At 39.4% G+C, this 8,249-nt stretch carries 8 protein-coding genes; 1 reads left to right on the plus strand and 7 read right to left on the minus strand.

Annotated elements, in window-relative coordinates; genetic code table 11:
- Positions 1-59: 59 nt before the first annotated feature.
- From VER_RS07650 to VER_RS07680, 7 genes are all read right to left on the minus strand, one after another.
- Positions 60-1,412 carry a hypothetical protein gene (locus VER_RS07650; protein WP_162100251.1) on the minus strand — a complete coding sequence of 451 codons (1,353 nt, stop codon included), beginning with the start codon at positions 1,410-1,412 and terminating at the stop codon, positions 60-62.
- A gap of 222 nt (positions 1,413-1,634) precedes the next feature.
- Positions 1,635-2,015, minus strand: coding sequence for a DUF86 domain-containing protein (locus VER_RS07655; RefSeq protein ID WP_162100252.1), 381 nt, complete (start codon positions 2,013-2,015; stop codon positions 1,635-1,637).
- Position 2,016: 1 nt separating this feature from the next.
- Positions 2,017-2,316 (minus strand): nucleotidyltransferase family protein, encoded by a 300-nt coding sequence (locus VER_RS07660; protein WP_162100253.1) that lies wholly within the window; start codon positions 2,314-2,316, stop codon positions 2,017-2,019.
- 70 nt (positions 2,317-2,386) lie between these two features.
- On the minus strand, positions 2,387-3,331 hold the full coding sequence (whiA, locus tag VER_RS07665) for a DNA-binding protein WhiA (RefSeq protein WP_162100254.1): 945 nt from the start codon (positions 3,329-3,331) through the stop codon (positions 2,387-2,389).
- Between the two features lie 21 nt (positions 3,332-3,352).
- Entirely contained in the window at positions 3,353-4,702 is a 1,350-nt protein-coding gene (gene yvcK / locus VER_RS07670) for a YvcK family protein (protein WP_238390182.1), read from the minus strand.
- A 10-nt stretch (positions 4,703-4,712) separates the two neighbouring features.
- Positions 4,713-5,636 carry an RNase adapter RapZ gene (rapZ, locus tag VER_RS07675; RefSeq protein WP_162100255.1) on the minus strand — a complete coding sequence of 308 codons (924 nt, stop codon included), beginning with the start codon at positions 5,634-5,636 and terminating at the stop codon, positions 4,713-4,715.
- Positions 5,637-5,652: 16 nt separating this feature from the next.
- Positions 5,653-6,456, minus strand: coding sequence for a Cof-type HAD-IIB family hydrolase (locus tag VER_RS07680; protein WP_162100256.1), 804 nt, complete (start codon positions 6,454-6,456; stop codon positions 5,653-5,655).
- A gap of 340 nt (positions 6,457-6,796) precedes the next feature.
- Between VER_RS07680 and VER_RS07685 the strand changes: the two genes are divergently transcribed.
- Positions 6,797-8,119 carry a recombinase family protein gene (locus tag VER_RS07685; RefSeq protein ID WP_162100257.1) on the plus strand — a complete coding sequence of 441 codons (1,323 nt, stop codon included), beginning with the start codon at positions 6,797-6,799 and terminating at the stop codon, positions 8,117-8,119.
- Positions 8,120-8,249: the final 130 nt, after the last annotated feature.

Here is an 8,249-nt window from a genome sequence, read left to right on the forward strand (position 1 = left end):
TGCTAATTCTGCTCCAAAAGGACATTTAATTGTAAGGACTATTAATTTTATAAACTACCTTAGTTTTGTGGCACCAATAAAAATTGGATTGGCAAATTAGAAGCCCCTGCTGGTATAAATTGAATACGCAATAATTTACCTGCTTTGTAAACGCCAAAGTACTGCGTATCAGCTGTGGTGCCATTTCCTAAGAATAGACGAGCGCCACTTGGTACATCATAGACTTCAGTTTGACCATCATAAGTCACCTTAAAAGAACCTGCATAGGCACCACCTAAGGGATTAATATATAGGGCAAACTCATGACCACCTGTAGTAGGAATGGTTAAATCATAGGTTACGCCATAATTCCCGCGATTCGTTACCGCCGCCGATGCTGTTAATTCATCTTGACCCTCAACAAAAGGGTCTTCTCGGTCATTAGCTACCATAACAGCAGCGGGCCCTAATGAGCTGTCATAAGGCTGCATAAGCGTTAAACGACGCTGAGCCCCCACATAAGTACCTCGTAAAGCTACTTCATCCATAGGTAACGTATCAGCTAGCACAGAGCCACCTAAAGAAGGTGTATTAATCGGTAGCATTAACACCTTCACATATACAGGACCACTAGCGGTAAAGTCCAAAATACCTGAAAATAAGTCATCAGTCTGAATCGGTAATGTATCCAATTTGGAAAATACCGCTTTCTTGCCACCAGGCGCTAGCACAAAGGATTCAATAACCGTTGGTTTCAATTTTGCCGCTACCTTTTCCCCTTGCAGCCATTCTTTACGCCAATTATCAGCTTCTTTTAACCGAGCTCGATATAACGCTTTTTCATCTTTAGATAGCTCTTTACCTTTAACTGCTTCCTTTTGTGAATCTTTATAAGAATCATCAAGCCAGGTAGGCACTATAGCACCTTGCTCATCCTTCTTAACCGTAGTAGCAAGCCCTGCTACATCAGCCGAACGATCCGTTTGTGCTGCTGGTTGCCAATTTTGATTAGGCGATACATACGGTGCCTCCAACTCCTCACGGGATAATTCACTACCGACTACAAAGTATTCACGATTTGGCTTTGTCACCACTTCTCGATGTATATCTACATCTACATTTTGCTTGGATTTATTTTCCATAATAATAGCAATCTTCTGTGGCTCTGCCATTTCATTTACGTGGTAAAAATAAACCCGACCCGTACCATTCACAGTGCCAGCTGCTAAGACTCCATTTTTATTTACATATTCAGGACTATCTGAAAAAATAAGCGTATCTTTTTCTTCCGTTAATACCACAGGCAAGGGGGTAAACGTCATAGCGTTCACATCCACAGTCGCTGGTGGTGCTCCCATAACAGCACCCATCCCCCGAGTCCATAAGGCAACTAATAACGCTAACCATCTATATTTATTACGTAATAACTTCAAATTGATCCTCCTATAAAACTAAGCAATACAATAATAGTATATCACATATGGTTGATACTACCTTTGTAAGGACCTCTATTATAATACGAAATTCTATTTAATTCCACGAAATTTCCAACATATATATAATACCTTGAAACAAACCTGCCTAAAAAATATAATAAAAGGTCCTTATGAAAAAGCATAGGTTTATACGCTTCTTCATAAGGACTAATATCATTTTTACTTAAAGGATTCTTTAATGTTAGAATATGTTACATTAAATTCTATTTTTAATATATTATCCAATGATTCTTTTAATATTGGAATATCACTTTTAAAGGTCTTCCAAATAGATTTATAATCAACGCGTCCATAATCATGCGAAATAATATTGCGTTGATCTGCAATAGCACGCCATGGAATGGCAGGATATTTGTGCTTTAAATCTAAACTTATTTTATTTGCATACTCACAAATTGTCTGAATTCCCAGCACAACACCATCTTTTATCAATTCATCTTGAAGCATAAAATCTTCTTCAGATTTGAATCTATTTGTTAAAAATTCTAACCTTTCAATATAATATATTGACTGAATAATATTATTTTTGTCTTTATTCATATTATTCTCCTAAAATACAAATCTTATCTTTATTAATTTGCTTAGAAAAATAATCATTTTGCAAAGAATTTATCGACACCAAATCAACAGATTTATTCAAAGCCTCTGCTAACTTATATTTTAGTTCTAAAAGTTCAAAGCTTGATTTCGTAATAGCACCATAATCAATCAATAAGTCTATATCGCTTAAGTCAGTCGCTTCACCTCTAGCATGAGAGCCAAAAATATAAGCAGACGAAATATTGGCTTCTCTTAAAATAGGCACTGCTTTCCTTTTTATAGTATCTAAATTATAAACCATAATATCGCCTCCTTACTTTGTCAATTTAATTATACACCCTTAACCGATATATAACTATGCTAAAAATTAACTACATAAATTCTTCTAATCCCATTGGTTCATAAGCCAGAGCCATTTTTTCTAATTTTCTGAAACGATGACCTATACCGGATTTAGAAATTTTACCATCCATCAGCTCCATAAGCTCTTGTAAACTAGAGTCGGGATTATCTAGGCGCAACTGTGCCACTTCCAACAATTTAGGTGGTAAATCATGAAGCGGTTGATGCCGTTCTATGATACGAATGCTCTCTAACTGACGAACAGCGGCATTCACCGTTTTCTGTAAATTGGCCGTTTCACAATTAACTTGCCGGTTAATCTGATTACGCACATTTTTTACTACCCGCACGGTTTCAAAGGACATCAACGCAGACTGAGCGCCCATAATTTGTAAGCAATCGGTCACGGCATCGCCTTCTTTGACATACACCACATAAGACTCTTTACGCTCTGTGACGCGAGCTACAATATGAAATAAACGAAGCACCTTCACAATTTCATGAGCAAAATGTTCATTCCCTGTCATAAATTCCAAGTGATAATCACTTTCTGGTTTATTTACGGAACCACCGCCTAAAAAGGCGCCCCGCAAAAAAGCTCGCCTAGTTTCCATCGTCGTTAGCCAGGCCTCTGGCAAATCTGTGTCCATTGGCCAAAGCGCTAAATCTTCCAGCGCATCCCTACCTTCTACCGTTGGCTCAACCGTCAACGTATATACATTTTTCTTACGTAGATTAAGCCCCCGCCGAATAAGAACGGACGTATGCAAGGCGTAATGAGCGCGTAAAATAGATAATACACGGCGAGCAACCGCATTATTGGCCGTCGCTAAACGGATACCGACCCGTCCCTGACTACCTAATAATAAAGAACCACCCATACGCAATAAACAAGAGGCTTCTACCTTAGCAGATAAAGTATCTTCATTCTTATACTGACATAATTCGTTTTTTACATCTTCTGCAAATGACATGGCGCCCCCCTCTCCCTACCATTACCGGTCTTCTCGTTTTAAATAATATTCTAAAATATGTGGCTCTAATCCTGACTGCATGGCATAGATAACATCCATTACCACTTTGCCTAGGCGTTCTGAATCATGAACAGCCGTTTCAGGATGTTGAATTAAGCTAGCACGAACAGTGCGCACGCCTAATTCAGACAACTTATCGGTATCAACTTGTACTGGTTCTGCCCCTACGGCTTTATATTTTTCAATCACCGCTTCATCAAATGGCACATCATTGACAATGACCGTATCAATAAGCCCTGTACCGGCTAAGCGCTGTACCGTCGCTACATGATCGCTAGCGGTGAAACCATCCGTTTCACCTGGCTGAGTCATAACATTACAAATATAAAACTTAGGTGCCTTAGCCGCTTTAATATGCTCCGAAATCTTATTAATCAATAAGTTTGGCATAATACTGGTAAACAAACTACCAGGTCCAAGAACAATAGCATCCGCTTCATCAATAGCTTGTAAAGCAGCCCCTTGTGGTTGTGGCTCAGCAGGCTCTGTGAAAAGACGCTTAATCTTCTTCTTCGCCTTAGGAATCTGACTTTCACCCGCTACAATAGTACCATCTTCCATTTCTGCCATAAGTTCAATATTTTGCGTAGACGCTGGAATAACACGACCACGGACCTTCAAAATCTTACTAGACGCATCTAAGGCTTTATCCACATCATCGTCAAGAATTTGTGTCAGAGCTGTTAAAAATAGATTACCAAAGCTATGACCCGCTAAATCACCGCCACCACCAAACCGATAGCGGAATAGTTGTTCCATAAGGCCTTCTTTTTCGGCTAACGCCACTAAACAGTTACGCAAATCACCAGGCGCAATCATTTTAAAATCTTCGCGCAAACGACCTGACGAACCACCATCATCAGCGACCGTTACTATAGCCGTTAAATTAGACGTATGAGTCTTTAAACCACGCAATAAAGTAGATAAACCAGTACCGCCACCAATGACAACAACTTTAGGACCCTTAGCCATTCGAATATTTTGGAAAATATAGTCCCCTACTTTATCCGTGTCAGCAGGAATAATAGCGCGCACTACCGCGCTGCCTACACGACGTGTTCCAATCGTCATAAGTACGATACCTAAGATAATAGTAATAAAGCCCACTGTTGCTAAGGTCGTATAATTATAAGACCCCGTCGTTTCATAGATGAATTGTAAAAACAAATCTTCAAAATAGGATAACCACTGATAGTTGAGCATTAAAGCAACCCCTACAATCACGAGGAGCATACCAAGGCCGAAAACCACCAACCATCGTTTTAATTTCAGGCCTGGTGTCAACCATCGGAATCCAGACATATGTATCATTTCACATCTCCTAATTAATTTCAGCAGCTGTCACTTCGCGTGGGTTACAGTCTTCTTCTACATTGTTCTTAAACATATCCCGATGCTCTATGGTTGCTCGATACCCCAACGTTTGTACATGATTATATAAGGCTTCCGCCATAGCTACACTTCGATGCATGCCACCAGTACAGCCAATGGCTACCACAAATTGACTTTTCCCTTCTTTTTCATAATTAGGCAATAAAAAGTCCATCGTTGAAAACATAGTGCTTAAAAACTGTTCGGTCACTTCAAAGGAGTGAATATATTGATTCACAACAGGTACACGCCCCGTTTTATGGCGAAATTCCGGATTATAGTATGGATTTGGTAAAAAACGAACATCCCACACCATATCAGCATCAAGGGGAATCCCATATTTAAAGCCAAAACTCACAACGGACACAGCAATGCCCTGCTCTTTTTCATCCAATTGCGAGAACTTCTGTTTCAAATATGCCTTTAATTGGCTTGTTTTCATATTCGTCGTATCAATAATATAATCCACCCGTGGACGAATGGAATCTAAAATTTTCCGTTCTTCTTTAAGTCCCACCGTAATGCGGCCTTCTGGTGCTAGGGGATGACTACGACGGCTTTCTTTATACCGACGAATCAACGTTTCATCCGTAGCATCCATAAACACGATTTCATAGGGCACTTGCATTTCTTTCAAAGAATTTAATGCATCAGATAAACTTTCAAAGAACTGGCCCCCGCGAATATCTACCACTAAGGCAACGCGGTTAATGCGATCACCCGCTTGGCGACATAAATTACTAAACTTAGGAATTAATACGGGCGGCAAATTATCGACACAAAAGAAACCCATATCTTCAAGGGCCTGCATAACTTGTGTTTTACCAGCGCCCGACATTCCTGTTACGATGAGTAAACGAAACTTCCCTTCCACAATATAACTCCTTTCATTACAATAGGTTATCTTCAATCCAATGAGCTACACCATCCTCTTCATTGGAGGGGCAAATAGCCTGTGCCACAGCTTTTACATTATCTTCTGCATTTGCTACGGCTACGGCTGTACCAGCATACTTCAACATAGAAATATCATTCTGTGAATTACCAAAAGCCACTACCTCAGTTGGTGTTAACCCTAAATCAGCAACCATCTGAGCGAGCGTACTCCCCTTCGTACAATGACCGCAGTTAATTTCTAAAAAGTTAACTTTGCTGCGAACAATTTCCAATACCTCACCATACTTAGCTTGCAAAGTCTTGGCAATAACTGTTAGCTTCGTAGGCTCCTCTAAAAATAACAATTTATTAGGCCCCGTTACGTCCGTATATAGCGCATCACCTACATAAACAGCTTTCGCACCTACCGTCTTTTCATAAAAACGCGACTGTTCTGTTTCGTGATGAACGAGTAAGGCATCCTTCTCATAAGACTGTACATACCAATCATTATCGCGAGCCAACTCTAAAATTTCTTGCGCCATAGCCACCGGAATCGTCCGTTCCCATAATATATCACCTGATTCAATGCGCTGCACAAGGCCTCCAGAAAACAAAATCATAGGCAAATCTCCAAGGCCTAAGGTAAGACCTACCGGGCGAGCCGTCTGATACATGCGCCCTGTAGCAATCACAATTTGAATACCCTTAGCCTGCGCTTGTTGCAACACATTACGAGTGTAAGCCGAAATCGTATTATCATCACGCACTAAGGTATCATCTAAATCAATCGCTAATAATTTAATCGTATCTCTCATCAGTCATCCTCATATACTTTTCGTATAACCCTATCATTATGCCCCTTACATATACCTACTTATATAAGGGCTTATATTTAAGTATATCACATTTACAGGGCTTATTCGACTATCTTGAATACAATCTATATCATACTATAATGATGTTTGCAGTCATTTTTATAAGACTATATGTATCATCGTTCTTCTATAAGCGTTCTTCTATAATTGTCTTATATGACTGTTTAACCAACTACAGCATTGAATGCTGTCAAGCTTTACATGTATGGTAGAAAGAAAGGAGGCTATCAATACAGAGATCTTTGATAACCTATCAAAGGATACTTGTATTGACCTATATATGATGAAACGTGTTGCCCTCTATATTCGTGTATCTCACGAAGAGCAAGCCATGAAAGGCTATTCCCTACAAGCCCAAGAAAATCGTCTGCGTCAATATGCTAACGACCATAACTATCAAATTGTCGATTGCTATCGTGACGAAGGCATTACCGCGCGCAGTCGCCCTGGTCGGCGCAAAGAATTCGCCCGCATGCTACGAGATGTTAAAGCCGGTCACATCGATTGTATACTCTTTATTAAACTTGACCGTTGGTTCCGTAATGTATCTGACTATTATAGCTACCAAGCCATTTTAGATCGGCACAATGTAGTATGGGAAACAACAGAAGAAGAGTATAATACCAATACAGCTCAAGGTCGCCTATACCTAAATATAAAACTGTCCATTGCTCAAAATGAGTCAGACACAACGTCCGAGCGTATCCGCTTCGTTTTTGCTGACAAAATAAAACGACGGGAAGTCATTTCGGGTAAACTCCCCCTGGGTTATAGCATACAAGCAAAACATATTGTACCTAATGAATATGCTGCTATCATTCGTGATATATTTCACTACTATCTAAAAAATCGATCAATTCGTCAAACTATGCTATATTTAGCACAGGCTCATGGCATTACGCGCTCCTATCCAGCCATGTCAAAACTATTGCGTAACGAAAAATATATTGGCACCTTTTATGGCATTAAGAACTATACCACTGGTATCGTGGATATGGAAACCTTTGAAAAGGTGCAGAGGGTGCTAAATAGCTATCATTCTATCAAAATATCCTCCAAATATATTGCATCTTCTGCATCTTCTGCATCTTCTGCATCTTTTGCATCTTCCCCATCTTCTTCAAAATCAGCTAAAATTTCTACATTGCCCCCTGAATCTTCATTACTTAAGCCTGAAACTAAATCTAATTATCTTTTTAAAGGTTTGCTTCGATGCCCTTCTTGTTATCATAAATTAGTTGGGTTAACACGCCATTATAAAGATACACAATACATTTATTATCAATGTCCCCAAAGTCATCATAAAACCTTGCAATGTCATAATAAAACTTTGTATAAAGAATCCATTATTGAGACAGAATTAATCAAACTTTTACCAACCCTCTTACCTAAAGAATTTTCAGTATCAATAACTAATGACCTTCCTCAACCAAATAGCTCTCCAACACCATTACACTTTTATTGGTACTGTCATCAGCAATATCCCACATGGGCACGCTATAACCAATATCAATATTGGCATTGGTGGCTAGAAGAAGTGACATTGCCAAGTACATTACAACTCTGCCGTGAACATATTACACTAAAACCTCATACAACATAAATATGACATAATTACCTTTCTTTCCTATTATGGTAGCCTAAGGGGTAATTACAATGAAAAAACGTTTTGCAGCCGTATTTGCAGCAACAGCTGTACTTGGCGTAACAACTGCATTCGCAGCTAACCCATT

This window comes from Veillonella sp. R32 (assembly GCF_010093125.1).
GTDB lineage: Bacteria > Bacillota > Negativicutes > Veillonellales > Veillonellaceae > Veillonella_A.

Excerpts from the sequence above, each read along its gene's own strand:
- VER_RS07655 (WP_162100252.1), bottom strand. The coding sequence starts at position 2,015 with ATGAATAAAGACAAAAATAATATTATTCAGTCAATATATTATATTGAA.
- VER_RS07660 (WP_162100253.1), bottom strand. The coding sequence starts at position 2,316 with ATGGTTTATAATTTAGATACTATAAAAAGGAAAGCAGTGCCTATTTTA.
- whiA (WP_162100254.1), bottom strand. The coding sequence starts at position 3,331 with ATGTCATTTGCAGAAGATGTAAAAAACGAATTATGTCAGTATAAGAAT.
- yvcK (WP_238390182.1), bottom strand. The coding sequence starts at position 4,702 with ATGATACATATGTCTGGATTCCGATGGTTGACACCAGGCCTGAAATTA.
- VER_RS07680 (WP_162100256.1), bottom strand. The coding sequence starts at position 6,456 with ATGAGAGATACGATTAAATTATTAGCGATTGATTTAGATGATACCTTA.
- VER_RS07685 (WP_162100257.1), top strand. The coding sequence starts at position 6,797 with ATGATGAAACGTGTTGCCCTCTATATTCGTGTATCTCACGAAGAGCAA.